The sequence below is a fragment of the Streptomyces sp. MMBL 11-1 genome (assembly GCF_028622875.1).
GTDB lineage: Bacteria > Actinomycetota > Actinomycetes > Streptomycetales > Streptomycetaceae > Streptomyces.
In genome coordinates this window covers 1,478,215-1,505,161 of record NZ_CP117709.1, presented here as the reverse complement: position 1 = coordinate 1,505,161, position 26,947 = coordinate 1,478,215, and the positions used below count along the sequence as shown (strand labels likewise).

The following is a 26,947-nucleotide window of genomic DNA, read 5'->3' as shown; positions in this document are numbered from 1 at the left end:
CGGTGCCACAGGGGGAGGGGGCGACGGCAGTGCTGCGGCCGCCACGCGACACGGTGAACGAGCGGGCCGTCGGCTGGTGGCGGGCCCAGTGGCTGCTGCTGACCGCCGTGCCCGTCGTGCCGCTCGCGGTCCTGGGCGCGCTGATCGGCCCCGCCCGCTTCTGGCTGCTGCTGCCCGCCGCGGTCCTCGCCGCGGCGGGCACGGCGGCCGCCGTCCTCTTCCCCCTGTGGTGGTTCCGTACGCACCGCTGGGAGATCACCACGGACGCGGTGTACGTCCGCACCGGGTTCTTCTGGCAGGAGTGGCGGATCGCCCCGATGTCCCGGATCCAGACCGTGGACACCGTACGGGGCCCGCTGGAGCAGCTCTTCCGCCTCGCCACGGTCACGGTGACCACCGCCTCCTCCAAGGGAGCGGTACGGATCGCGGGCCTGGACCACGAGGTCGCCGCCGACCTGGCCGGGCGGCTCACCCGCATCACCCGCGACACCCCCGGCGACGCCACATGAGCACCGCCGCCCCGGAAGGCGACTGGCGCCGCCTCGACCCCCGTACGGTCCTGGTCACCGCCCTCGTCGTCGCCGGGGTCGTCGCGGGCGCGGCCATCCCCGTCACGCTCGGACTCACCCGATGGTTCAGCCTCCCGGCCGCCGGGCTCCAGGTGCTCGCCGGCGCGGTCCTGATCGTCGGGACCGCCGCGGGCGCCGACCGGGTCCGCTGGCACCGCACCCGCTACCGGATCGGCGAGGAGCGCGTGGACCTCCACACCGGCCTCCTCCTCGTGAAGCGCCGCTCGCTGGCCCGGACACGCATCCGCACCGTCGACCTCACCGCCAACCTGATGCTTCGCCTCCTCGGCCTGGTCACCGTCCGGATCGGCACCGGAGAACAGGGCTCCGAGTCCACGCTCGAACTGGACCCGGTCGCCCGTGCCGAGGGCGAACGGCTGCGCCGCGTCCTCCTGGAGCGTGCCGCCACCGCACCGGCCGACGGGGGCCACCGCGAAGGGGAACTGGCCGTCCTGGACCCCCGCTGGATCCGCTACGCCCCGGTCTCCTTCGTCGCTCCCATGCTCGGGGGAGCCGCTGCCGGGGCCGTGCTCCAGGTCAGCGACTGGGTCGGGGCCCAGGGTGAGGTCATCGAGTGGATCGGCGACCGCCTCCGGGACACCCCGCTGCTCTGGACGATCACCGTCCTGGTCCTGGCCGCCCTGGTCGCGGGTGTCGTCGGGGCGCTCGGCCTCTGGGTCGAGATGTGGTGGAACTACCGCCTGGAGCGCGAGCCGGGCGGCACCCTCCGGGTCCGGCGCGGACTGTTCACCTCCCGGTCCATCTCCGTCGAGGAGGCCCGGCTGCGCGGCGTCGACCTGGTCGAGCCGCTGGGCGTACGGCTGCTCGGCGCGGCCCGGCTGGACGCCATCACCACCGGCCTCGCCAAGGACAACGAGGCCAAAAGCGCCGACCACAACACCCTGCTCCCGGCCGTGCCCCGGACCCGGGCCGACGCCGTCGCCGCCGACGTACTGCGCGAGACGGCCGCCCCGACCGGTGCCGCGCTCGTGCGCCACCCGCGCGCCGCCCGGGGGCGCAGACTGCGCTGGTCGCTCGCCGCGCTCCTAGGCCCGGTCCTGATCCTGACCGTCCTCGGGGCGCTGCTCACGCCCGTCCTGCTGTGGATCGCGCTCGGCTGCACGGTGGTTCTCGCACCCGTGGCGGTGGCGCTCGCCCTGGACGCGTACCGGGGGCTCGGGCACGCGCTCTCCGGGCGCTACCTGGTCACCCGCTCCGGCTCGGTCCGCCGCTCCACCGCCGCCCTGGAGCGGGCCGGGGTGATCGGCTGGACGGTCAGGCAGTCGGTGTTCCAGCGGCGGGCCGGACTGGTGAGCATCACGGCCACCACCGCCGCCGGCGGAGGCGCCTACACGGTGTACGACGCCGACGTGGCCGAGGGACTCGCCTTCGCCGCCGAGGCGGTGCCGGGCCTGCTGGAGCCCTTCCTGGAGCGCGCCGGGAACACCGGGCCGTGACCTACGGCACAGGAGACCCCCTGTGCGGCAGGGCCCGGGTCGGCGACGATATCGATCATGACTTCCACCAGCCGTCGTACGGTCCTCACCGCCCTCGCCACCGCAGCCGTCAGTGGCCCGCTGCTGGGCTCGCTCACCGCGACCGACGCCCACGCCACCGGTGACCTGGACATCTACACCTCCAACACCGACCTCTACAAGAAGCTCGCGGGCCAGGAGGGCGTCGAGTTCGCCCGCCGCTACCGCAGACACGAGTACGCAGACCACTCGCTCCCGCAGAGATTCCCGTACAACCGGACCACCGTCATGGCGCTGCACGGCGGCGGCATCGAGATGGGCACTTCCGAGCTCTGCCTCGCCATAGCCGGCTACCACCCGGCCACGCTCGCCCCGCTGACGGACGGCCACGGGGTCTTCGACTACTGGATGTTCGAGGGGCTGCGCACCTCCGGCAACAGGGATCTGCACGTCACCTCCAAGAACTGCGACGACCACATCGCCCTCTCCATGGCGGCGAGCAGCCTCAACGTCCTGAGCCTGCACGGCTGCACGGCCGCGCAGGCGGGCACCGCCCCGCAGGCCGTGGTCGTCGGAGGGCTGAACACCCGCTTCAAGACGCTGCTCAAGGCCGAGTTCGACGCGGTCGGCATCGCCTGGCGCGACGGCAACGAGGTGCCCGACCTGGCCGGGGTCAACCCCACCAACCCGGTCAACCGCACCATGCTCGACAAGGGCGGGCAGCTGGAGCTCACCACGGAGCTGCGCGCCGCCATGTTCACCAACAACACCCGCGCGGGCCGGGCCGGCAGCACCACCCCGGTCTTCGACCGCTTCGTCGGCGCCTGCCGGGCCGCGATCACGAAGCTGGAGCAGGGAACGGACCAGGTCCTCCTCTGACCGGCGCGTACGCGGCGTACGGCGCGTGGACTTCACCATGCGCGATAGACCGGGGCCCGTGGCGTAAGGGCTGTCCCGCAATTCCGGGCGGGACAGCCCTCAGGCACGCGCGGGAGAGGTGAACGATCAATTCACGGCGGTCGGCGCAGCCTCGGAGAACGACACGGTCCTCCAGCGATACTGCCCTCCCGCATTGCGGCCCTTTCGGTGCGCGCGGGAGTCGGAGGGCTGTCGCACCGGCGAAAGAGAACTCCCCATGACCGCCCTCGAATGGGTCGGACATGGGGAGTTCTCTTTCCCTTCGGCGGAAGTGTCACGTGAATACGACGGCAGTTCCTCGGCACCAAGGTGAAAGGGGGTTCCGGAACGTCCTGGCGGGAGGGCACCGCGCGACCGGCCCGTCCTCCCGCCGCGCCCGGCCGGCGACGCCGAGCGGGGCGGGCGGGCGGCGCACTCGGGGCGCGGGCGCCGAGTCCGGCCGGCGGCTCGACCGGGACGTCACGCCGGTCTCCCTGCCCGCGAGGGTTCCCCCGTACAGGCTGCTTTCAAATGTTTCATCTGCGCTCGCACCGAGCGCGCGGCCGTTGGAGGATTCCGTTGGTGCGTGCGGAGAGTGCCGCCCAGCACCGATCCACAGGGAGGGGCGTGAGTCGTTTGACCGCGAGCGTCGTGGCCCCACGGCAGCCGGCCGCCCGCGCAGTGCGGGTGGAGTGGCACCAGGTACTGGACGTCCGTCTTGACGGCGTCCGCGACCTGTGCCGATCGGTGGTCTTCCCGATGACGAAGCAGCGGGCCGGCTCGATCGCCGTCCGGCGAGGTCGCGGACCTCGCCGCGCTTCCGCTCCCGGACCGGGCCGACCGCGTCACGGGTGCCGTCCTGCGGATCGACGGCTCCGTCACCGTCCGGCCGGTTCCTCTGACTGCCCGTCATTCCATTCCGTACGGAAGGTTCAGCCATGAGCAACCCATTCGAGGACGAGGACGGCACCTACCACGTCCTGGTCAACGACGAGCTGCAGCACTCCCTCTGGCCCGCATTCGCCGAGATTCCGGCCGGGTGGACGTCGGCATTCGGTGTGGAGAGCCGCAAGGCCTGTCTCGAATACATCGAGGCGAACTGGACCGACATGCGCCCGAAGAGCCTGGTGGAGGCCATGGGCTGAGGGCCGTCCCTCAGACCTCTCGAAGGTCTCCTGAAACACGGGACCCATGCCGTTTCCCCAGACGGCGTGGTGTCCCGCTTCACATTCTGGCAGCTTGCTGCAGAGTTGCTTGTTCGCCGTTTGCGCGCCCCTGTAGAAAAGACTGGGACGCCTGCCGCTGCTCGTCCATTCCCTCATGCCTTCGCGCGCCGCATCGCGCGCTCCGCGCTGTGTATCCCGTATTGCGCTCCGTTTCTCGCGCCAGATCTCCCGATTCGATTGAGGAATATCACCGTGCTTGAACACAAGGAAGATCGACTTGCCTTGACGGCCGCTCAGTCCGGGATCTGGTTCGCCCAGAAGCTGGACCCCGAGAACCCGGTCTACAGCGCGGGCGAGTATCTGGAGATTCACGGTGCGGTCGACCTCGCGCTCTTCGAATCGGCCCTCCGTCGGACGGTGACCGAGGCGGAGGCGCTGCGGGTCGTGCTGTCGGAGGAGGACGGCCGGCTCTGGCAGTCGGTGCGGCAGGACGCGTGGGCGCCGCACATCGCGGACCTGCGCGGTGAGCGGGACCCGAGGGCGGCGGCCGAGGCGTGGATGCGGGCCGACCTGGCCGCTCCCGTGGACCCGATGAGCGACCCGCTCTTCCGGTTCGCCCTCTTCCAGGAGGCCGACGACCGGTTCCTGTGGTTCTACCGCTACCACCACGTGGTCGTCGACGGCTACACCGTGGCGATGGTCGCGCGCCGTGTGGCCGACGTGTACTCGGCGCTCGTCGCGGGCGACCCCGTGGGGGAGAGCCCCTTCGGCCCGCTGCGCGAACTCGTCGCCGACGACGAGGCGTACAGGGCGTCCGGGCAGTTCGCCGACGACCGGCGCTTCTGGGCCGGGCGGCTGGCCGGGGTCCAGCCGCCGACGAGCCTCTCGGGCAAGCAGCCGAGCATGGCCCGCGGCCTGGTCCGCAGGAGCGAGGTGCTCGCGCCCGAGCACACGGAGCGGCTGCGCGAGACGGCCCGCACGGCCGGTGTGCCCTGGCCCGCGGCGATGACCGCGATCACCGCCGCGTACCTCCAGCGGATCGGCGGCGGGGCCGAGACGGTGCTCGGGATGCCGGTCACCACCCGGCTCGGCCGGACGCGCAGGGCGGTGCCCGGCATGCTCTCCAACGTGCTGCCGCTGCGGCTCCCCGTGAGCCCGCACGTCGGCGTCGCCCAGCTGATGCGGGACGTGGCGGGCGAGATGCGCGCGGTACTCAAGCACCAGCGCTACCGGTACGAGGACCTGCGCAAGGACCTGGGCCTCCTCGACGAGGACCAGCCCCTGGTCGGGCCGCAGGTCAACATCATGATGTTCGACTACGACCTGAGCTTCGGCGGCCACCGGGCGGATGTCCACAACCTGTCGATCGGTCCTGCCGACGACCTGTCGATCGTCGTCTACGACCGGGCCGACGGCGCGGGTCTGCAGATCGACTTCGACGCCAACCCCGACCTCTACGACGAGCGGGAGCTGGCCGGGCACCTCGCCAGGTTCGTCGACTTCCTGGGCCGTGTCGGTGCCGCCGACCCCGAGCTGCCGCTCGGCACCGTCGAGCTGCCGGGCGGCGACGACCGGTCCGTGAACTCCCTGCCCTCCCTGCCTGTGGTGGTGGGGGGTGGGGTGTCGTTGGGTGAGTTGTTCGCTGAGCAGGTGGTGCGGTCGCCGGGTGCGGTGGCTGTGGTGTGTGGTGATGAGCGGTTGACGTATGCGGAGTTGGATGCGCGTGCGTCGGTGCTGGCGGGTGTGTTGGTGGGTCGTGGTGCTGGTCCTGAGGGTTTTGTGGGGGTGGCGCTGGAGCGGTCTGTCGATCTGGTGGTGGCGTTGTTGGCGGTGGTGAAGTCGGGTGCGGCGTATGTGCCGTTGGATCCGGCGTATCCGTCGGAGCGTTTGGCGTTCGTGGTGGGGGATGCGGGTCCGTCGTTGGTGGTGACGTCGTCGGGTGTGTGGGCGGGGTTGGGTGCTGAGGTGCGGGGTGTGGTGCCGGGGGTGGTGTTTGTTGATGATCTTCCGGCTGGTGCTGGTGCTGGTGCTGGTGCTGGTGTGGTGTTGCCTCGGGTGTGGGGGGATTCGCCGGCGTATGTGATTTATACGTCGGGTTCGACGGGGCGGCCGAAGGGTGTGGTGGTGCCGCATCGGAATGTGGTGCGTTTGTTTGAGGCGACGGGTCCGTGGTTCGGGTTTGGTCCGGATGATGTGTGGACGTTGTTTCATTCGTATGCGTTTGATTTTTCGGTGTGGGAGTTGTGGGGTCCGTTGTTGTCGGGCGGGCGGTTGGTTGTGGTGGGTCATGAGGTGAGTCGTTCGCCTGGTGATTTTCTGCAGTTGTTGGTTCGTGAGCGGGTGACGGTGCTGAATCAGACGCCGTCGGCGTTTTATCAGTTGATGCAGGCTGATGTTGAGTCTCCTGGTGTGGGGGCCGGGTTGGTGTTGCGTCGGGTGGTGTTCGGTGGTGAGGCGTTGGATGTGCGGCGTCTTGGGGGGTGGTTCGGGCGTCATGGGGATGTGGCGCCGGTGTTGGTGAATATGTATGGGATTACTGAGACGACGGTGCATGTGACGTATGTGGCGTTGGATGGGGTGGGTGCGGGGTCGGGTGCGGGGAGTTTGATTGGTGAGGCGATTCCGGATCTTGGGGTTTATGTTCTGGATTCGTCGTTGCGGCCTGCGTTGGTGGGTGTTGCGGGTGAGTTGTATGTGTCGGGTGCTGGGTTGGCGCGGGGGTATTTGAAGCGGCCTGGTCTGTCGGCTGAGCGGTTTGTGGCTGATCCGTTCGGTGTTCCTGGTTCGCGGATGTATCGGACGGGGGATGTGGCGCGGCGGTTGGCTGATGGGTCGTTGGAGTATGTGGGGCGTTCTGATGATCAGGTGAAGGTCCGGGGTTTCCGGATTGAGCTTGGTGAGGTGGAGGCGGTGTTGGAGGGGCAGTCGTCGGTGGGTCGGGCGGCTGTGGTGGTGCGTGAGGATCGGCCGGGGGATCGGCGTCTGGTGGCGTATGTGGTGCCGGTGTCGGGTGGTTCGGTCGATGTGGGTGTGTTGCGGGGTGATGTGGCGGGGGTGTTGCCGGATTACATGGTTCCGGCGGCGTTCGTGGTGTTGGACGGGTTGCCTTTGACGGCGAACGGGAAGCTGGATCGTCGGGCGTTGCCGGTTCCCGAGGTGGATCGGGTGGTGGGGGGTCGGGCTCCGCGCAGTCCGCAGGAAGAGATTCTGTGTGGGTTGTTCGCGGAGGTGCTGGGGCTGGAGAGCGTCGCGGCCGACGCGAACTTCTTCGACCTCGGCGGCGACAGCATCATCTCCATCCAACTGGTCGGCGCGGCACGGAAGTTCGGACTCGTCCTGACCCCGCGCGACATCTTCCGCCTCAAGACCGTCGAGGCGCTCGCGGCCGTCGCCGTCCCCGCCGACGACCTGGCCCCGCGGGCGGAGCGTGCCGAGGACGGCATCGGCGAGTTCACGCCCGCGCCGATCGTGCACTGGCTGCGCGAACGCGGCGGCCCCATAGCCGGATTCAGCCAGTCGACGCTGCTCCAGGTCCCCGCGGAACTCACCACCGCGACGCTCACCGACGCCCTGCAGACGGTGCTCGACCACCACGACGCGCTGCGTACGAGCCTGGCCAGGGCCGAGCACGACGCCGGCTGGCGGCTGACGGTCGCCCCCCGGGGGCAGGTGCGCGCCGAGGGCCTCGTACTCCGCGTACCCACCGCCGGGCTCACGGACCACCAGCGGTCCGGGCTGATCGCCGAGCAGACCGGGACGGCCCGGGCCGGACTCGACCCCGAGGCCGGGACCATGCTCCGCGCGGTCTGGTTCGACGCGGGACCGGACACGCCCGGCCGACTGCTGCTGATGCTGCACCACCTCGTCGTCGACGGCGTCTCCTGGCGCATCCTGCTGCCCGATCTCGAACAGGCCTGGCGCGCGGCCTCCGAAGGCGCCGAGCCCACGCTCCAGCCCGTCGGCACCTCGCTGCGCCGCTGGTCGCAGCAGCTGGCGGAGCAGTCGGGCGACCCCGCGCTCCACGCCGAACTGCCCCTGTGGCGCGAGATCCTGGCGACCCGGGACCCGCTGCTCACCGACCGCCCCCTGGACGCCGCGCGCGACACGGCGGGCACGGGTGGGACGCTGACGCTCGAACTCCCCGCCGACCGCACCGAGGCCCTGCTGACCCGGGTCCCCGCCGCCTTCCACGCCGGCGTCAACGACGTCCTGCTGACGGGCCTCTCCCTGGCCGTCGCCGCATGGCGGCGCGAGCGCGGCCTGGGCGACTCCCCGGAACTCCTGGTCGACCTGGAGGGCCACGGCCGCGATCCCTTCGTGGCGGGCATGGACCTGTCCCGCACGGTGGGCTGGTTCACCAGCCTGTTCCCCGTACGCCTCGACCCGGGCCCGGTCGGTCCCGGCACCGTCCCGGCCGACGACCCGGCCATCGGCACCGCCCTCAAGCGCGTCAAGGAGCAGCTGGCCTCCGTACCCGGCAAGGGCCTGGGCTACGGCAGGCTGCGCTACCTCGACCCGCGCACGGGACCGGAGCTCGCCGGCTTCGGCCGCCCGCAGATCGGGTTCAACTACCTGGGCCGGTTCACCGCGGCCGGTGCGGGAGAAGGCCGTGACTGGACCCCCGCGGCGGAGGCGGGCGCACTCGGCGGCGGCAGCGACGACGCGCTGCCCCTGGCCCACACCATCGAGGTCAACGCGCTGACCGAGGACCGCCCCGACGGCCCCCGGCTGCTCGCCCACTGGTCATGGGCGCGGGAGCTGCTGACGGAGACGGACGTGCGGGAGCTGGCCGACGGCTGGTTCCGCGCCCTGGAGACGCTGGTGGCACACGCGGACCTGCCGGGAGCCGGAGGCCGTACCCCGTCGGACTTCCCGCACGTCACGCTGGACCAGTCCGAGGTCGACGAGCTGGAGGCCGCCCACCCCGGCCTCACCGACGTACTGCCGCTCGCCCCGCTCCAGGAGGGGCTGCTCTTCCACTCGGTCTACGACGACCGGGCGCCGGACGTCTACCAGGTCCAGTTCTTCTTCGAGCTGTCCGGCGCGCTGGACCGGGCCCGGCTGCGCAGGGCCGCGGAAGCGCTGCTCGCACGCCACGAGAGCCTGCGGGCCGTGTTCCGCCACGCGGGCACCGACCGGCCGGTGCAGGTCGTGCTCGGCGAGGCCGTGCTGCCCTGGCGGGAGCACGACCTGACGGACCTGGCCCCGGCCGAGCGCGCGGCGGCCGTCACCCGGCTCGCCGAGGAGGACCGCGCCGTCAGGTTCGACCTCACCGCCGCGCCGCTGCTGCGCTTGACGGTCGCCGGACTCGACGGCGACACACACCTGCTGATGCTCACCAACCACCACATCATCCTCGACGGCTGGTCGATGCCCGCACTCGTGCAGGAGCTGCTGGCGCTGTACGACCAGGACGGCGCGACCGACGGCCTGCACCGCGTCACGCCCTACCGCGACTACCTGGCCTGGCTCGCGGGCCGGGACCGGGCCGCGGCCGAGGAGGCCTGGCGGACCGCGCTCGAAGGCGTCGAGGAGCCCACCCTGCTGGTGCCCGCGCCCGAGGCACACGCCCCGGTGCCCCCGGAACTCCTGATGACCGCGCTGTCCGAGGAGTTCACCGCCGCGCTGACCCGGCGCGCCCGGAGCCTCGGCCTGACGCTCAACACCCTGGTGCAGGGCGCCTGGGCGGTGCTGCTCGCCCGGCTGACCGGACGCGACGACGTGGTCTTCGGCACCACCGTGTCGGGCCGCCCCGACGACCTCCCCGGCATCGAGACCACCCTCGGCCTGTTCATCAACACGCTTCCGGTACGGGTACGGCTGCGCGAGGAGGAGACGGTACGGGAGCTGCTCACCCGGATCCAGGACGAGCAGTCACGTCTGCTGGGCCACCACCACCTGGGCCTCGCCGACATCCGGCGGCTCACCGGAGCCGACGAACTCTTCGACACCCTCGCGGTGTTCGAGAACTACCCCGAGGGCTACGACAGCCTCCGCTCGCCCTCGGGCGACCTGCGCGTCACCGGCGTGGACGGACGCGACGCCACCCACTACCCGCTGACGCTCACCGCGATACCCGGGGCCGAGCTCCGTCTGCGCCTCGGCTACCGCGCCGATGTGTTCGGGCCCGATGAGATCGAGCGGATCGCCCTGCGGCTGCGGCGGCTGCTCGAGGCCGTGGAGGCCGACCCGGCGCGCACCGTCGCACGGCTCGACGTCCTGGAGCCCGCCGAACGGCACCAGGTGGTCACCGAGTGGAACGACACCGCGCACAGCGTGTCCGACACGACCGTCACCGAGCTGATCGAAGCGCAGGTGGCGCGGACCCCCGACGCCACGGCACTGGTCGACGGCGCCGTCCGGCTGAGCTACGCCGAACTGAACGCCCGCGCCAACAGGCTGGCCAGGCTCCTGGTCGGCCGGGGCGTCGCGCCCGGACAGCTCGTCGCGCTCGCCCTGCCCCGCTCGGCGGACCTGGTGGTCTGCGTACTGGCCGTACTGAAGTCCGGCGCCGGCTACCTGCCGGTCGAGACCGACTACCCGGCCGACCGCATCTCCTATCTGCTCACCGACGCGGCCCCCACCCTGGTGATCACCGACTCGGTGGCCGGGTCCTGCCTGCCCGGCACGGACACCACGCCCCGGCTCGCCCTCGACGGGGCGGGCACCAGGGACGCGCTCGCCGGATACGCGGCCGGCGATCTGACGGACGCGGACCGGGTCCGCCCGCTGTCCACGCTCCACCCGGCCTACGTCATCTACACATCGGGCTCGACGGGCCGCCCCAAGGGCGTCGTCACCGAGCACCGCGCCCTCAGCGCGTACATCCAGTGGGCCAGGGACACCTACCGGAGCCTGAGCGGCACGGCGCTGCTGCACTCCCCCGTCTCCTTCGACCTGACCGTCACCGCGCTCTTCGGCCCGCTGACCGTCGGGGGCCGGGTGCACGTGACCGCGCTGGAGGACGACGCCCCGGCCCCGGCCGAGGCCGGACCGTGCACCTTCCTCAAGGTGACGCCCAGCCACCTGGCACTGCTCGCCGCGCTCCCCGAGCGCTTCTCGCCCAGTGGCGAGATCGTGGTGGGCGGCGAGCAGCTGCGCGGCGACGTCATGGACGAGTGGCGGGCCGCACGACCGGGCGCCGCCGTGATCAACGAGTACGGCCCCACGGAGACGACCGTGGGCTGCATCGAGTACCGGGTGCTGCCCGAGGACTCCGTCGACCCGGGCCCGGTCGCGATCGGACGCCCGGTGTGGAACACCCGCGTCTACATCCTGGACCAGGGCCTGCGCCCCGTACCGGCCGGAGTGAACGGCGAACTCTACATAGCGGGCAGCCAGTTGGCGCGCGGCTATCTGGGCAGGCCGGGGCTGACCGCGGGGCGGTTCGTCGCCGACCCGTTCGACCCGGCGGGCGGACGTATGTACCGCACGGGCGACGTGGCGCGCTGGCGCGCCGACGGGCTGATGGAGTTCCTCGGCCGCATCGACGACCAGGTGAAGATCCGCGGCCACCGCATCGAACTCGGCGAGATCGAAGCGGTCCTGGCCGACCACCCCCAGACCGGGCACGTCGCGGTCATCGACCGGGAGGACCAGCCGGGCCGCACCCGGCTGGTCGCCTACGTGGTGCCCGCGGGCGGCACGGCCGACCACGCGGAGCTGCGGGCACACGTGGAGCGGGAGCTTCCCGAGTACATGGTGCCCTCGGCGTTCGTCTCGCTCGACGCGCTGCCGCTGACGGCGAACGGGAAGCTCGACCGCAAGGCGCTGCCCGCGCCCCAGCAGGGGACCGCGGTGGCGGCCAAGGCGGCCGGCACGGCGGTGGAGGAACTGCTCAGCACCCTCTTCGCGGAGGTGCTCGGAGTGGCTTCGGTCGGAGTGGACGAGAGCTTCTTCGAACTGGGCGGGGACAGCATCGTCTCCATCCAGCTGGTGTCCAGGGCCCGCAAGGCCGGACTGACCCTGACACCACGGGACGTATTCGAGCACAAGACGGTGGAGGCGCTGGCTGCTATGGCCGATGACACGGCAGGCACCCCGGACGGCACGGCGACGGTGGTTTCGGACGAGGGCATCGGTGCGGTGCCGCTGACCCCCGCCGTGCACTGGCTGCGCGAACTCAACGGCCCGGTGGACGGGTTCAGCCAGGCCGCGCTCCTGAAGGTGCCGGCGGAGCTGGGCGCCGAGCGGCTCGCCGCGGCGCTGCAGGCCGTGCTGGACCACCACGACGCGCTGCGGCTGCGGCTGACCCGCATCGGCGGAGTCGTCTGGGGTCTGGCGGCGGCGGAGCGCGGCGCGGTCGGCGCGGCGGACCTGATCCAGCGGGTGTCCGTCGAAGGGCTCGACGAGGACGCGCTGCGCGCGACGGTCGACGAGCACACGCGGGCCGCACGCGAACTCCTGTCCCCCGAGGCGGGCTCCCTGGTACGGGCCGTCTGGTTCGACGCGGGACCCGACCGGGCGGGACGCCTCCTGCTGGTCGTGCACCACCTCGCGGTCGACGGCGTCTCCTGGCGCATCCTGCTGCCCGACCTGGCCGAGGCGTGGCAGTCCCTCGCCGAAGGCGGGCAGCCCGCTCTCGCCCCCGTCGGCACCTCCTTCCGCCGCTGGGCCGAGCGGCTCTCCGAGCTCGCCCAGGACCCGGCGCGCATGGCGGAGACCACGCTGTGGGCCGAACTCCTCGCGGGCGTCGACCCGTTGCTGGGCGACCGGCCGCTGGACCGGACGCGGGACGTGGCGGGCAACGCCAGGACGCTGAGCCTCACGCTGCCCGCCTCGGTCACCGCGCCCCTGCTCACCGAGGCCCCCGCGGTCTACCGCGGCCGGGTCAACGACATCCTGCTGACCGGGCTCGCGCTCGCGGTCGCCGACTGGCGCCGCGCCCGCGGCGCCGCGGCGGACACCACCGGCGTACTCGTCGAGTTGGAGGGCCACGGGCGTGAGGAGACCGTCGCCGACGCCGAGCTGACCCGTACGGTCGGCTGGTTCACCAGCACGTTCCCGGTGCGCCTGGACGCGGGCCGGATCGACGCCGACGACCTGCGCGCCGGCGGGACCGGTGCGCCCCGAGCCGTGGACCGGATCAAGGAGCTGCTCGGCGCACTGCCGGACAACGGTCTCGGCTACGGGCTGCTGCGCCATCTGAACCCGCAGACCGGGCCGATGCTCGCACAGCTCCCCAAGCCGCAGATCGGCTTCAACTACCTCGGCAGGTTCACCGCCGACGAGACCTTCGGCTCCACCGGCTGGTCGACCGACACGCAGGACGGTCTGCTCGGCGGCAGCGGCGACCCGCGCATGCCCTTCGCGCACTCCCTGGAGATCAGCGCGCTCACCGAGGACCACCCGGACGGGCCGCGGCTGACGGCCACCTGGATCTGGCCCGACGGCGTCTTCACCGAGGACGCGGTGCGCGAACTGGCCGACGGCTGGTTCCGCACCCTGAAGGCTCTGGCGGCGCACGCCGCCCGCACGGACTCCGCCGAACTGACCCCCGCCGACCTCCCGCTGGTGGACCTCACCGCGTCCGAGCTGACCCGGCTGCGGGACGGAAGGCCCGAGCTGGCCGACGTGCTGCCGCTCGCTCCGCTCCAGGAGGGGCTGCTCTTCCACTCCCTCTACGACCAGCGGGGCCAGGACCCGTACAACGTCCAGCTCCTCTTCGAGCTGACGGGACCGATGGACGGCACCGCGCTGCGGGCGGCCGCGGAGCAGCTGCTGCGCCGCCACCCCAACCTCGGCGCCGGCTTCGTCCACGAGGGCCTGGAGGAGCCGGTCCAGCTGCTCTTCCGTGAACTCCCGCCCGCCTACCAGGAGCACGACCTCTCCGGGCTGGACGACGCGGCACGCGACGCCGAGCAGGAGCGCATCCTCGACGAGGACCGCGCCCGCCGTTTCGACCTGTCGGCGCCTCCGCTGATCCGCTTCACCCTGCTGCGGCTCGGGGCCGAGCGGAGCCGTCTGGCGATCACCAACCACCACATCCTGCTCGACGGCTGGTCCACGCCGCTGCTCGTGCGGGAGCTGTTCGCCCTGTACGGGCAGCACGAAGGGGCCGAGGGCCTGCCCGCCGTACGCCCGTACCGCGACTATCTGGCCTGGCTCACGGAGCAGGACCGCGCCGCGGCCCAGGAGGCCTGGCGGCAGGCGCTCGACGGGATCGCCGAGCCGACGCTCCTGGCCCCCGACGCGGCTGGCCGGCCCGCGACCGTGCCCGACCGGGTCACCGTCGAGGTGCCGGAGGAGCTGACCGCGCGGCTGGCCGACACCGCCCGGCGCAACGGACTCACGGTGAACACCGTGGTCCAGGGCCTGTGGGCGATGCTGCTCGGCCGCAGGACCGGCAAGGACGACGTCGTCTTCGGCGCGACCGTATCGGGCCGCCCCGCCGAACTCGACGGCTTCGAGTCCATGGTGGGCCTCTTCATCAACACCCTGCCGGTCCGCGTCACCCTGGACCCCGCGGAGCCGGTGCTCACCCTGCTCGCCCGCGTCCAGGCCGAGCAGACCGAGCTGATGGCGCACCACCACCTCGGTCTGACCGAGGTGCAGAGGCTCGCGGGCCAGGGCGAACTCTTCGACACGCTGGCCGTGTTCGAGAACTACCCGCTGGACCCGGACGTACTGGAGCTCCCCGGCACCGGACTCTCGGTCGCCGACGTGGAGATGCGCAACGCCACGCACTACACGATGTCCCTCGTGGTCATCCCGGGGAACCGTCTCGAACTCTCCCTGGACTACCGGCCCGACCTGGTCACGCGCCGGGACGCCGAGCACACGGGCGCCCATCTGCTGGGCCTGCTGCGGCAGGTCGTCGAGGCTCCCGGGCTGCCCGTCGGCCGCGTCAACGGCGCGCCGGACGGAATCGAGACCGAGATCTCCCTGCCTGTGGTGGTGGGGGGTGGGGTGTCGTTGGGTGAGTTGTTCGCTGAGCAGGTGGTGCGGTCGCCGGGTGCGGTGGCTGTGGTGTGTGGTGATGAGCGGTTGACGTATGCGGAGTTGGATGCGCGTGCGTCGGTGCTGGCGGGTGTGTTGGTGGGTCGTGGTGCTGGTCCTGAGGGTTTTGTGGGGGTGGCGCTGGAGCGGTCGGTCGATCTGGTGGTGGCGTTGTTGGCGGTGGTGAAGTCGGGTGCGGCGTATGTGCCGTTGGATCCGGCGTATCCGTCGGAGCGTTTGGCGTTCGTGGTGGGGGATGCGGGTCCGTCCTTGGTGGTGACGTCGTCGGGTGTGTGGGCGGGGTTGGGTGCTGAGGTGCGGGGTGTGGTGCCGGGGGTGGTGTTTGTCGATGATCTTCCGGCTGGTGCTGGTGCTGGTGCTGGTGCTGGTGCTGGTGTGGTGTTGCCTCGGGTGTGGGGGGATTCGCCGGCGTATGTGATTTATACGTCGGGTTCGACGGGGCGGCCGAAGGGTGTGGTGGTGCCGCATCGGAATGTGGTGCGTTTGTTTGAGGCGACGGGTCCGTGGTTCGGGTTTGGTCCGGATGATGTGTGGACGTTGTTTCATTCGTATGCGTTTGATTTTTCGGTGTGGGAGTTGTGGGGTCCGTTGTTGTCGGGCGGGCGGTTGGTTGTGGTGGGTCATGAGGTGAGTCGTTCGCCTGGTGATTTTTTGGAGTTGTTGGTTCGTGAGCGGGTGACGGTGCTGAATCAGACGCCGTCGGCGTTTTATCAGTTGATGCAGGCTGATGTTGAGTCTCCTGGTGTGGGGGCCGGGTTGGTGTTGCGTCGGGTGGTGTTCGGTGGTGAGGCGTTGGATGTGCGGCGTCTTGGGGGGTGGTTCGGGCGTCATGGGGATGTGGCGCCGGTGTTGGTGAATATGTATGGGATTACTGAGACGACGGTGCATGTGACGTATGTGGCGTTGGATGGGGTGGGTGCGGGGTCGGGTGCGGGGAGTTTGATTGGTGAGGCGATTCCGGATCTTGGGGTTTATGTTCTGGATTCGTCGTTGCGGCCTGCGTTGGTGGGTGTTGCGGGTGAGTTGTATGTGTCGGGTGCTGGGTTGGCGCGGGGGTATTTGAAGCGGCCTGGTCTGTCGGCTGAGCGGTTTGTGGCTGATCCGTTCGGTGTTCCTGGTTCGCGGATGTATCGGACGGGGGATGTGGCGCGGCGGTTGGCTGATGGGTCGTTGGAGTATGTGGGGCGTTCTGATGATCAGGTGAAGGTCCGGGGTTTCCGGATTGAGCTTGGTGAGGTGGAGGCGGTGTTGGAGGGGCAGTCGTCGGTGGGTCGGGCGGCTGTGGTGGTGCGTGAGGATCGGCCTGGGGATCGGCGTCTGGTGGCGTATGTGGTGCCGGTGTCGGGTGGGTCGGTCGATGTGGGTGTGTTGCGGGGTGATGTGGCGGGGGTGTTGCCGGATTACATGGTTCCGGCGGCGTTCGTGGTGTTGGACGGGTTGCCCTTGACGGCGAACGGGAAGCTGGATCGTCGGGCGTTGCCGGTTCCCGAGGTGGATCGGGTGGTGGGGGGCAGGGCTCCGCGGAGTCCGCAGGAAGAGATTCTGTGTGGGTTGTTCGCGGAGGTGCTGGGGCTGGAGAGCGTCGCGGCCGACGCGAACTTCTTCGACCTCGGCGGTCACTCGCTGCTCGCCACCAAGCTGGTCAGCCGGGTGCGGTCCGTCTTCGAGGTCGAGGTGCCGATCCGCAGCCTCTTCGAGGAGCCGACCCCGGCCGACCTCGCCCGCCAGGTGCTCGTCGCCCGCAGCTCCCGCAGCACACTGCGCAAGGTGGCGCGGCCGGACGAGATCCCGCTGTCGTACGCCCAGCGCCGGCTCTGGTTCATCAACCGCTACGACAACCAGAGCTCCACGTACAACATGCCCATCGCGGTCCGGCTCTCCGGCACGCTCGACCGGGCGGCCCTGCAGGCCGCCCTCGGCGACCTGGTGGCCAGGCACGAGACGCTGCGCACGGTCTTCCCGGAGATCGGTGGCGTGCCGAGGCAGCTCGTCAAGGACGTCGCGGACGCGACCCCCGAGCTGATCGTCTCCGAGGTCACCGAAGAGGGGCTCGCCGCCGCGCTCGCCGCTCAGTCGCACCAGGGCTTCGACCTGGAGCACCTGCCGCCGCTGCGCGCCCACCTGTTCTCCGTCTCCGCCGACGAGCACGTCCTGCTGCTGCTGCTCCACCACATCGCGGGCGACGGCTGGTCGATGGGCCCGCTCGCCGACGACGTGTGCACCGCCTACGCGGCGCGCTGCCGCGGCGGGGCCCCGCAGTGGTCGGCGCTGCCGGTCCAGTACGCGGACTACTCGCTCTGGCAGCACGAGACGCTCGGCGACGAGAACGACGCGGACAGCGTCATCTCCCGCCAGCTCGCCTACTGGAGCCGGCAACTGGCCGACCTGCCCGACCAGCTGGACATCCCCGCGGACCGGCAGCGGCCCGAGTCGTCCACCTTCGAAGGCGGGTCGATCATCTTCCGGATGGACCCGGACGTGCACCGCGGTCTCACCGCCCTTGCCCGGGAGAACGGCGCCAGCCTCTTCATGGTGCTCCAGGCCGGCCTCGCCACCCTGCTCAGCAGGCTCGGCGCGGGCGGGGACATCCCGATCGGCACCGCCATCGCGGGCCGCACCGACGAAGCGCTCACCGATCTGGTCGGCTTCTTCGTCAACACCCTGGTGCTGCGCACCGACACCTCGGGCAACCCCGACTTCCGGGAGCTGCTGGCCCGGGTGCGCTCCACGGACCTGGCCGCCTACGCCCACCAGGACATGCCCTTCGAGCGCCTCGTCGAGGTCCTCAACCCGGACCGGGCGACCAACCGCAACCCGCTGTTCCAGATCGCCATGGGCATGGAGAACAACGACCTGGACGAGTGGGACCTGCCCGGCCTCAAGGCCACGCGCCACCAGGTGGAGATGAAGGTCGCCCGCCTCGACCTGCTGTTCAGCTTCCGCGAGCGGTACGGCGACGACGGCGAGTCCGACGGCCTGTACGGGTTCATCGAGTACAGCTCCGACCTCTTCGACCGCGACACGATCGAGGGCATGGCACGGCGCCTGGAGCGCGTACTGACGTCGGTCATCGCCGACCCCGGCCGGCCCATCGACCGGATCGACATCCTGGAGCACGCCGAACGGCGGCAAGTGATCGAGGAGTGGAACAACACCGCGGCCGACGTGGCCCCCGCCACCGTGCCGCAGCTGTTCGCCGCCCAGGTGGCGAAAACCCCCGACGCACCCGCCCTGGAGTGCGAGGGCACCGTCCTGAGCTACGCCCAGCTGGACGCGCGCGCCGACGGACTGGCGCGCCGCCTGGTCGCGCACGGGGTGGGCCCCGAGTGCGTCGTGGCGCTGTCGCTGCCGCGCTCCACCGAGCTGGTGACCGCGGTACTCGCCATCTTCAAGGCGGGCGCCGCCTACCTGGCCGTGGACCCGGGCTACCCGGCCGGGCGCATCACGTACATGCTCCAGGACGCCGCCCCCGCCCTGCTGGTCACCGACACCGCGACGGCGGCCAGGCTCCCCGAGACCGAAGGTGTGCCCAGGCTGCTCCTGGACGACGCGTCGGCCACGGAGGTGCCGGAAGCGACCGTCGTCGCCGGCCCGCCCGCACCGCAGAGCGCCGCCTACGTCATCTACACCTCCGGCTCGACCGGCCGGCCCAAGGGCGTGCTGGTCTCCCACGCGGGCGTCGCCAACCTCTCGGCGGCGCAGGTCGAGAAGTTCGACGTGGGGCCGGGCTCCAAGGTCCTGCAGTTCTTCTCGTCCAGCTTCGACGGGGCGTTCTGGGAGATATGCATGGGCCTGCTGTCCGGAGCCACCCTGGTGATGGCCCCCTCCGAGCGGCTGCGCCCCGGCGCACCGCTGGCCGAGCTGATCGCCGAGCGCGGTGTCACCCATGTGACGCTGCCGCCGGTGGCCCTCTCGGCCATGCAGCCCGACAGCCTGCCCTCCGTCACCAACCTGTCGGTGGCGGGCGAGGCCAGCTCGCGTGAGCTGGTCGCCACGTGGGCACAGGGCCGCCGCATGATCAACTCGTACGGTCCGAGCGAGGCGACTGTCTGCGCCACGATGAGCGAGGCGCTCACCGGTGAGCGGACCCCGCCGATCGGCCGCCCGATGGCCAACACCCGGGTGTACGTGCTGGACAGCGGTCTGCGTCCGGTCGCCCCCGGCGTGGTCGGCGAGCTCTACGTGGCCGGGGTGCACCTGGCCCGCGGCTATCTGGGCCGCCCCGACCTGACCGCGAGCCGGTTCTCCGCCGACCCGTTCGGGCCGCCGGGCACCCGGATGTACCGCACGGGCGACCTGGCGCGCTGGCTGCCCGACGGGCAGCTGGACTTCGCGGGCCGCGCCGACGAGCAGGTCAAGGTGCGCGGCTTCCGGATCGAGCTGGGTGAGATCGAGTCCCTGCTCGCGGGCCACCCCGAGGTGGCGCAGGCCGCCGTGCTGGCCCGCGAGGACCGGCCGGGCGAGCGGCAGCTCGTGGGCTACATCGTGCCGAGCGGCGGGGACGGCCGCGACGAGTCCCACGAGGAGACCCAGGTCGGCGACTGGCAGGCCATCTTCGAGGCGGAGTACGGCGAATCGGGCCCCGCGGCCTTCGGCGAGAACTTCGACGGCTGGAACAGCAGTTACGACGGCGGTCCCATCCCGCTGGAGGAGATGCGCGAGTGGCGTGACGCCACCGTCGAGCGGATCCTGTCCCTGAAGCCCCGGCGCGTACTGGAACTCGGCGTCGGCAGCGGCCTGATCCTCGCCAAGGTCGCCCCGCACGTGGAGGCCTACTGGGGCACCGACTTCTCGGCGGAGGCCATCGCGGAGCTGAGCGCCCAGGTCGCCCGCGCCGAGGACGTGCGCGACAAGGTCGAGCTGCGCACCAGCGCCGCCCACGAGACGGAGGGGCTGCCCGCGGACTTCTTCGACCTGGTCGTGGTCAACTCCGTCGCCCAGTACTTCCCCGGCGCCGACTACCTGGTGGACGTGATCCGCCGGGCGATGGCGCTGATCGTGCCCGGCGGCGCCGTCTTCCTCGGCGACCTGCGCAACCTCTCGTCGCAGAAGCTCTTCCAGACCGCCGTCAGGACCGGCGCCCAGGAAGTGCCGCAGAACACGGCGACCCTGCGCGGGAGCATCGAGCAGAGCGTCCTGCTGGAGAAGGAACTCCTGGTCGACCCGGAGCTCTTCCCCGCCCTGCACGGAGTCATCGACGAGCTGGCGGCCGCCGGCATCCACCTCAAGCGGGCCGCCCACCACAACGAGCTGAGCCGGCACCGCTACGACGTGGTGCTCCGCAAGGACGCGGCGGACGCGGAGTCGGCCGCGCGGCAGTCCGCGGCCGACGTCCCGGTGGTGCACTGGGGCACGGACGTGGCCGACCCGGCCGCGCTCGCCGACCGCCTCGCCGGGCTCAGGCCCGCGCGACTGCGCGTCAGCGGGGTGCCCAACGGGCGGCTGGCGCGGGAGATCGCCGCGGCCGGGGCCCTGGAGGCGGGCGAGTCGATCGACGCGGTGCTCGCCGTCTACAACGGCGGACGGGCGCTCCCCGGCGACCTGGACCCGGAGGAGTTCCACGCGCTGGGCGCCGAGCTCGGCCTCCACGTGGACATCACCTGGAACGCCGGGTCGGTCGAAGACCTGGACGTCGTGTTCACCGATCCCGGGGCGGCACAGCCGCTCGCGGAGCCCTACGTGCCGGCCACCGCGACAGGCGCCCCGCTCACCTCGTACACGAACGCGCCCGCGGTGTCCCGCGCGGTGAGCGGCCTCGTCCGCTCGCTCCGCACCTATCTGGGCGAGCGCCTCCCCGAGTACATGGTGCCCGCGGCGCTCATCACCCTGGACGCCCTGCCCGTCACACCCAACGGAAAGCTCGACCGCAAGGCGCTGCCCGCACCCGACTTCGGGGCGGAGGCGGTGGGAAGGCCGCCCCGCACACGCGAGGAGAAGGTGCTCTGCGGAGTCTTCGCCGAAGTGCTCGGACTGGCGCAGGTCGGCGCCGACGGGAACTTCTTCGAGCTGGGCGGCGACAGCATCATCTCGATCCAACTGGTCAGCAGGGCCCGGGAAGCCGGGCTCGACATCACGGCGCAGGACGTCTTCGCCGCCAAGACCGTCGAGGAACTGGCCGCGGTGGCGCGCCACATCGACGTGGCGGACGCCGCGCACACCGAAGCGGAAGAACGCGTATCCGAGGACTCCGTCGATCTCTCCCTGTCCGGTCTCTCCGGCACGGACCTCGACTTCCTCGACGACGACGACCTGGGGGCAGACGCATGAGCAAGTCCGACATCGAGGCAGTCCTGCCGCTGACGCCGCTGCAGGAGGGCCTGCTCTTCCACGCCCTCTACGACGCGCAGGGGCCCGACCTCTACACCACGCAGCTCTCCATCGACCTGCGCGGCACCCTGGACACGGCGACCCTGCGCACGGCGGCCGACGCCGTGCTGCGCAGACACGCCAACCTGCGCGTCGGGTTCCGGCACGAGAAGCTCGTCAAGCCGCTTCAGATCGTCCCCTCGACCGTGCGCCTGCCCTGGCGGGAGACCGACCTCACGGAGCTGGACGAGGACGCGGCGCAGGCCGAGGCGGTGCGCATCGCCGACGCGGAGCGCCACCACCGCTTCGACCTCTCCCGGCCTCCGCTGCTGCGCTTCGTGGTGCTGCGGCTCGCCCCCGATCTGCACCGGCTGATCCTGACGAACCACCACATCCTGCTGGACGGCTGGTCCATACCGCTGCTGATGCGTGAGCTCTTCACGCTGTACGCATCGGGCGGCGACCTGTCCGTGCTGCCCCCCGTCACCCCGTACCGCAACTACCTCGCCTGGCTCGCCAAGCGCGACAAGCCGGCGGCCGAGGCGGCCTGGCGCGAGGCGATGGACGGCCTGGAGGGTCCGACGCTGCTCGGTCCCGCCGACCCCGGCCCGGCCACCGGCACCCCCGACCGGGTGCACGCCGACCTCTCCGAGGACGCCACCTCGGCGCTCTCGCGGCTCGCCCGCGGCCACGGGCTGACCCTCAACACCCTGGTGCAGGGCGCCTGGGCCGTGCTGCTCAGCAGGCTCACCGGAAGCACCGACGTCACCTTCGGCGCGACGGTCTCGGGCCGACCGCCGGAGATCCGCGGCGTCGAGAACATGGTGGGCCTCTTCCTCAACACACTGCCCGTCCGCGTCGGGCTGCGGCCCGCGGAGTCGCTGATCGGTCTGGTGACCCGGCTGCGGCAGGAGCAGACCCGGCTGCTGCCGCACCACCACCTCGGCCTCTCCGACGTGCAGAACCTCGCGGGGCAGGGTGAGCTCTTCGACACTCTCACGGTCTTCGAGAACTACCCCGTGGCCGAGGGCGCCGCCGTGATCCCCGGCACCGACCTGCGGGTCGTCGCGACCGACGGCACCGATGCCAGCCACTATCCCCTCACCTTCTTCGCCATCCCCGGCAAGCAGCTCCACCTGCGCCTGACGTACCGCCCGGACCTGTTCGGCCGGGACCAGGTGCAGACCATGCTGGACCGGCTGGTGCAGGCACTGAGCACGCTCGTGGCCCAGCCCGGGCTGCCGGTCGCCCGGCTCGACCTGCTGGGCGACGCCGAGCGCCACCGGCTCGTCGAGGAGTGGAACGACACCCGCACCGACGAGCCGAGGCTCGCCGGCGGCATCGAGCGGCGCTTCGCCGAGCAGGCCGCGGCGACCCCCGACGCCGTCGCCCTCGTCTCGGGGGAGGGCGAGCTGACGTACGCGCAGCTCGACGCGCGCGCCAACCGTCTCGCACACCGGCTCATCGGGCTCGGCGTCACCGCCGAGTCCCCCGTCGCCGTGCTCCAGGAGCGCTCCGCCGACCTGGTCGTCTCCACCCTCGCCGTGCTCAAGGCGGGCGGCGCCTATGTGCCCCTGGACGCACGGGCGCCCCGCTCGCGCCTGGAGCGGGTGCTCGAGGAGACCGGCGCGACGGTACTGCTCACCGACACCTCCCTCAAGGGCAAGGAGCTGACCCACGGGGCACAGGCCCTCGTCGTCGGCGAGGACGACGTCACCCGGGGCCTGCCGGACACCGCCCCCGACGTCACGGCGCACCCCGAGCAGCTCGCCTACATCATGTACACGTCCGGTTCTTCGGGCATCCCCAAGGGCACGGCCGTCACCCATCGCGATGTGCTGGCCCTCGCCTACGACCGCTCCTTCCGCGGCGGGGCGCACGAGCGGGTGCTGGTGCACTCACCGCAGGCCTTCGACGCCTCCACCTACGAACTGTGGGTGCCGCTCCTCAACGGCGGCAGGACCATCGTGGCGCCGCCCGGCGACCTCGACATCGCGACCCTGGAGCGGGTCGTCAAGGAGAACGGCGTCACCGGTCTGTGGATGACCGCGGGTCTCTTCAGGCTCACCGCCGAGGAGTCCCCGGGCTGCTTCGCCGACGTCCAGGAGGTCTGGACCGGCGGCGACGTCGTCCCCGCCGAGGCCGTGCGCCGCGTCATGGAGACCTGCCCGGGCACGGTCGTCGTGGACGGCTACGGACCGACCGAGACCACCACCTTCGCCACCCGTCACCGCATCGAGTCCGTGGACGAACTGCCCGCGCAGATCCCCATCGGGACCCCGCTGGACAACATGCGCGTCTACATCCTCGACAGCGGGCTGCGCCCTGTTCCCGCCGGGGTCGTGGGAGAGCTCTACATCGCGGGCGAAGGGCTCGCGCGCGGCTATCTGGGCCGTCCCGGCCTGACCGCCGAACGGTTCGTCGCCGACCCGTACGGCCCCACGGGCAGCCGCATGTACCGCGCGGGCGACCTCGTGCGTCACACCGCCGAAGGCTCCGTCGAGTTCATCGGCCGCGCCGACGACCAGGTGAAGGTACGCGGCTTCCGCATCGAGCTCGGTGAGATCGAGGCGGTCATCGCCGCGCACGCCGCCGTCGCCCAGGCCGCCGTCATCGTCCGCGAGGACCGCCCCGGCGACAAGCGGCTCGTCGCCTACGTGACCCCGCAGGCAGGACAGTCGGCCGACACCGGCGAGCTGCGCGACCAGGTCGCCGCCGCGCTCCCCGAGTACATGGTGCCCGCCGCCTTCGTCGAACTGGACGTACTGCCGCTGACCCACAACGGCAAGCTCGACCGCAAGGCCCTGCCCGCGCCCGACTTCGTCCTGGAGTCCGCGGGCCGCACCGCGCGCACGCCCCAGGAAGAGATCCTGTGCAGCCTGTTCGTCGAGGTCCTCGGCGTCCCCGGCGTCGGCATCGACGACAACTTCTTCGACCTGGGCGGCCATTCGCTGCTCGCCACCCGTCTGGTCAGCCGGGTACGTTCGGTCTTCGGCACCGAGCTGCAGATCCGCGCCGTCTTCGAGGAGCCGACCGTCGCGGGGCTCGCCGCGCGCATGAGCGAGGCGACGAGCGAGACGCGGCCCGCCCGTCCCGCCCTCGAACCCATGGAGCGGCCCGAGCGGATCCCGCTCTCCTTCTCCCAGCGCCGGCTCTGGTTCATCAACCGCTTCGACGGCCAGAGCGCCACGTACAACATGCCGCTGGCCATGCGGCTCACCGGCGACCTGGACCGTGCGGCGCTGCAGGCGGCTCTCGCCGACCTGGTGACCCGGCACGAGAGCCTGCGCACCGTCTTCCCCGAGACCGACGGCGTCCCCCACCAGGTCGTGCTCGACCCGGTCGCCGCCCGGCCCGTCGTCGACATCATCGACACCACGGAGGAGCAGCTCCAGGACGTGCTGTCCGAAGCCGTCCAGCGCGGCATGGACCTCACCGTCGAACCGCCGCTCCACGTCTATCTGTTCGCGATCGGGCCGCGGGAACACGTCCTGCTGCTCTCGCTGCACCACATCGCGGGTGACGGCTGGTCGATGGCCCCCCTCGCCCACGACTTCACCTCCGCCTACGCGGCGCGGCGGGCCGGCGGGGCGCCGGACTGGGCGCCGCTGCCGGTGCAGTACGCGGACTACGCCCTGTGGCAGCAGCAGGTGCTGGGCTCCGAGGAGGACCCGCACAGCCCCATCTCCCAGCAGCTCGCCTACTGGAAGGAGCACCTCGCCGACCTTCCCGAGGAGCTGAGCCTGCCGACGGACCGGCCCCGCCCCGCCGAGTCCAGCTACCGCGGCGACATGTACTACTTCCGGTTCAGCCCCGAGCTCCACAGCAAGATCATCGCCGTGGCCCGGGAGAACCAGGCCAGCCTCTACATGGTGCTCCAGGCCGGACTCGCGGCGCTGCTCAGCAAGTTGGGCGCGGGCACGGACGTGCCGGTCGGCAGCATCATCGCGGGCCGCACCGACGACGCGGTCGACGAGCTCGTCGGCTTCTTCGTGAACATGCTCGTGCTGCGCACCGACACCTCGGGCGACCCCACCTTCCGCGAGCTCGTCGGCCGGGTGCGGGACGCGGGACTGGCCGCCTACGCCCACCAGGACGTGCCGTTCGAGCGGCTCGTCGAGGTGGTCAACCCGGCGCGGTCGCTCTCCAGGCACCCGCTGTTCCAGGTGGCGCTCAACGTGCAGAACGTCGCCGGCTACTCGGTCGAGCTCCCCGGGCTGAGCATCGCCCCCGAGCGGGTCGGACTCGGCACCGCGCGCTTCGACCTCTCCTTCGGTTTCGCCGAGGAGCGCGATGAGCACGGCGCGCCGGCCGGCCTCCGCGGCGACCTGGAGTTCAGTCTCGACCTCTTCGACATGGAGACGGTCCAGGGGCTGGTCGACAGGCTCGAACGCTTGCTGGATCAGGCGGTGGCGCGGCCGAGGTGTCGGGTGGGTGAGTTGGATGTGCTGGCGGCCGGTGAGCGTGAGCGGGTGCTGGAGGGGTGGAACGACACGGGTGCCGGTGAGGTGCCGGGTTCGGTTGTGGAGCGGTTCGAGGCGCAGGTGGCGCTGGTTCCCGATCGGGTGGCGGTGGTCTTCGACGGTGTTGAGGTTTCGTATGCGGAGCTGAATGCGCGTGTCAACCGTCTTGCCCGGCTGCTGACGGGTCGGGGTGTCGGTCGTGGTGATCTTGTGGGTGTGGCTCTGCCTCGGTCGGTGGAGTTGGTGGTGGCGTTGCTCGCGGTGTTCAAGTCGGGTGCGGCGTATGTGCCGATCGATCCGGATCATCCGCAGGAGCGGATTGGTTATGTGCTCGATGACGCGCGTCCGGTGTTGTTGATCACTTCTGGCGGGTTGTTGGTGGAGCCGGCTGCCGGGGCGGGGGTTGAGCGTCTTGTGCTCGATTCGCCGGGTGTGGTGGAGGCTCTGGCCGGTCAGGGTGATGGTGATCCGGTTGGTGTTGCGGGGTTGGTCGCGGCTGATGCGGCGTATGTGATTTATACGTCGGGTTCGACGGGTCGTCCGAAGGGTGTGGTGGTGCCTCGGGGTGGTCTGGAGAATTTCCTGGCGGGGATGGGTGTGTTGTTCCCGTTGGGTGGTTCGGATCGGTTGCTGGCGGTGACGACGGTCGCGTTTGATATTGCGGGGCTGGAGTTGTATTTGCCGTTGGTCTCTGGTGCGGGTGTGGTGTTGGCGTCGAAGGATGTGGTGGCTGATCCGTGGGCGCTGGCTGGTTTGGTGGTGGGTTCGGGTGTGACGGTGATGCAGGGGACGCCGTCGTTGTGGCAGGCGTTGGTGGCTCATGTGCCGGATGGTGTGCGTGGGTTGCGGATGCTGGTGGGTGGTGAGGCGTTGCCGGGTGTGCTGGGTGACGCCATGCGGGGTCTTGGTTCTGCGGTGGTGAATCTTTACGGGCCTACGGAGACGACGATCTGGTCGACTGCGGGGGTTCTGGGGGAGCGGGTTGGTGCTCCTTCGGTGGGTTCGCCGATTCGTAATACCCGGGTGTATGTGCTGGATGGTGGTTTGCGTCCGGTTCCTGTGGGTGTTGCGGGTGAGTTGTATATCGCGGGTGAGGGTTTGGCTCGTGGTTA

The 26,947-nt window shown here is 71.1% G+C and carries 6 protein-coding genes (1 of these 6 cut by a window edge); all 6 read left to right on the top strand.

Annotated features, from left to right (window positions below):
- The first annotated feature begins 2 nt into the window (after positions 1–2).
- Entirely contained in the window at positions 3–509 is a 507-nt protein-coding gene (locus PSQ21_RS06320; protein WP_274029414.1) for a PH domain-containing protein, read from the top strand.
- The gene (locus PSQ21_RS06315) at positions 506–2,026 is read left to right on the top strand and encodes a PH domain-containing protein (protein WP_274029413.1); all 1,521 of its coding nucleotides are present in this window, start codon (positions 506–508) and stop codon (positions 2,024–2,026) included. Before PSQ21_RS06320 ends, PSQ21_RS06315 begins: the two co-directional genes overlap by 4 nt.
- A 57-nt stretch (positions 2,027–2,083) precedes the next feature.
- A complete protein-coding gene (locus PSQ21_RS06310; RefSeq protein WP_274029412.1) occupies positions 2,084–2,923 on the top strand; it encodes a poly-gamma-glutamate hydrolase family protein in 840 nt (279 codons plus the stop codon).
- A gap of 956 nt (positions 2,924–3,879) precedes the next feature.
- Positions 3,880–4,086, top strand: coding sequence for an MbtH family protein (locus PSQ21_RS06305; RefSeq protein WP_274029411.1), 207 nt, complete (start codon positions 3,880–3,882; stop codon positions 4,084–4,086).
- Positions 4,087–4,152: 66 nt separating this feature from the next.
- The gene (locus tag PSQ21_RS06300; RefSeq protein ID WP_337961668.1) at positions 4,153–21,333 is read left to right on the top strand and encodes an amino acid adenylation domain-containing protein; all 17,181 of its coding nucleotides are present in this window, start codon (positions 4,153–4,155) and stop codon (positions 21,331–21,333) included.
- Positions 21,330–26,947 carry the 5' end (the start) of a non-ribosomal peptide synthase/polyketide synthase gene (locus tag PSQ21_RS06295; RefSeq protein ID WP_274029409.1) on the top strand. Its footprint extends 12,547 nt past the window's final position, so 5,618 of the gene's 18,165 nt are visible here — the first part of the coding sequence; its start codon is at positions 21,330–21,332; its stop codon lies beyond the right edge, outside the window. Before PSQ21_RS06300 ends, PSQ21_RS06295 begins: the two co-directional genes overlap by 4 nt.

Excerpts from the sequence above, each read along its gene's own strand:
- PSQ21_RS06315 (WP_274029413.1), top strand. The coding sequence starts at position 506 with ATGAGCACCGCCGCCCCGGAAGGCGACTGGCGCCGCCTCGACCCCCGT.
- PSQ21_RS06310 (WP_274029412.1), top strand. The coding sequence starts at position 2,084 with ATGACTTCCACCAGCCGTCGTACGGTCCTCACCGCCCTCGCCACCGCA.
- PSQ21_RS06305 (WP_274029411.1), top strand. The coding sequence starts at position 3,880 with ATGAGCAACCCATTCGAGGACGAGGACGGCACCTACCACGTCCTGGTC.